General features: G+C 58.8%; 2 protein-coding genes and 1 pseudogene. 1 reads left to right on the forward strand and 2 read right to left on the reverse strand.

Translation table 11 applies throughout. The features are described from left to right. Positions 1–99 precede the first annotated feature (99 nt). A complete protein-coding gene (locus AC1DTN_RS37155; RefSeq protein ID WP_477925078.1) occupies positions 100–495 on the reverse strand; it encodes a GFA family protein in 396 nt (131 codons plus the stop codon). Positions 496–619: 124 nt separating this feature from the next. After that, positions 620–1,081, reverse strand: coding sequence for a nuclear transport factor 2 family protein (locus AC1DTN_RS37160; protein ID WP_477925080.1), 462 nt, complete (start codon positions 1,079–1,081; stop codon positions 620–622). A gap of 277 nt (positions 1,082–1,358) precedes the next feature. On the opposite strand from AC1DTN_RS37160, the pseudogene AC1DTN_RS37165 reads away from it, so the two are divergent. Beyond that, a pseudogene (locus AC1DTN_RS37165) lies at positions 1,359–1,449 on the forward strand (aminoacyl--tRNA ligase-related protein); the annotation flags it as partial.

Genomic DNA, 1,449 nt, shown 5'->3' on the forward strand with positions numbered 1-1,449 from the left:
CCGGCGTCGGTTATGCCGAGCGCAAGGGCGAGGCCTACCGCTTCGTCAAAGCCTGAAGCGTGCATCGGCATTGCGTCCAGAATTGCGTGAAGCAAAACTCTAAGAGCGGCCTGCATATTGCGGAACGCCATCGGGAATCTCGTAGAAATCACCCTTGTCGGCACAGAAGATATGATAGCCGAAGCGGAGCCCGTTTGGTTCGTCGAACGCGCCGGCCAGGATGGACATAGCCGGCCCGCCGAGCCTCTGCCAGAACAGCGCCGAGCCGCACTGCAAGCAGAAGCCGCGCCTGGCCTCATCGCTCGACTGATACCAGCGCAGGTTTTCCTCGCCGGTAATAGTCAGCGCCGAAACCGGTACGTCGGCCGAAGCATAATAAAGCCCCGTCTGCCGCCGGCATTGCGAGCAATGGCAGCCGACCACGACATCGGGCTTCTCCCGCGTTTCGAACCGCACCGCGCCGCACAGGCACCCGCCTGCATGATGTTCGCTCATTTCCGTTCTCCCCGAAGCAGTTGGGAGAGTGACGTCGGTACAACAGCCAGTCAAATCCAAAGCGCTGATCAAAGGCTTCAGGAAAACTGATGCTTTGGAAGAGGCAGAGCATCATCTCGTCGGCTCAGCCCGCCGGCGTCCCTTGATGGAAGACGATTTTCCAGCCCACGTCTGTCCGGCGCCAGATGGTCGAATGGCGCGTTACGCGCTGCGGCTCTTCGAGTATGTAGGACAAAAGGAACAGCCCATCCGCCAGCACCGTGATGGTAAAATCCCGGCAGGGCCAATCATGTGGTTCTGGCCCGTTCGCGTAGCGCGCAAGCGATGTTTCGATCGCATAACTGCGCTGATAAACTCTCCCGCTCGCACCGATTTCCCAGAAATTGCTATCGGTCATCCGCTCGAGATCGGCCCGCGACGTGCCGAATTCCCGCCTGTGGAAGATCGGCTCACGGGCAGCAAGTTCTCTAAGAATATGGTCCAGATCCAGATCGCTCATGCCGCCAGAATGCATAAATGGCCCGGGTGCCGCAATGCGAAAAGCCGGTTTGACAAGCGCCYGCCCTGCAAGTACGAAGCTTGCCATGAGTTCCAACAGCGCGCCCCTCTCCCGTCTTGACCGCACCTGCCTGCAGGTTGCCGTTCTGCGCGCTTTTGGCGGACGAGGTCTCCGCGTCCAGTCGTGACGTCCGGATGCCCCAGGTGTCCGGCGAACTGCTGGACGTAAAGCCCCTCCGCAAAGCAATTCCAGCAAAAGTGCTCAGCGGTTTTGCGTCCGGAATTGCGACAAGCAAATAGGCAGAACTTTTCCGTTCTTCGAAGAAAACGGAAAAGTTCTCAGGGCTGCCAGGGAGACAGGCACCGTGCTCAATCTTTTCAATGTCAATTCGCTCGTCCACTGGGAGGAGCGTGAAATCAACATGCGCGACCATATGGTCCGCTTCTTCTCCGAGG

Source organism: Rhizobium sp. 01T444 (assembly GCF_056398305.1).

Bases quoted from the DNA above. Each gene is read 5' to 3' on its own strand.
- AC1DTN_RS37155 (WP_477925078.1), bottom strand. From the start codon at position 495: ATGAGCGAACATCATGCAGGCGGGTGCCTGTGCGGCGCGGTGCGGTTC.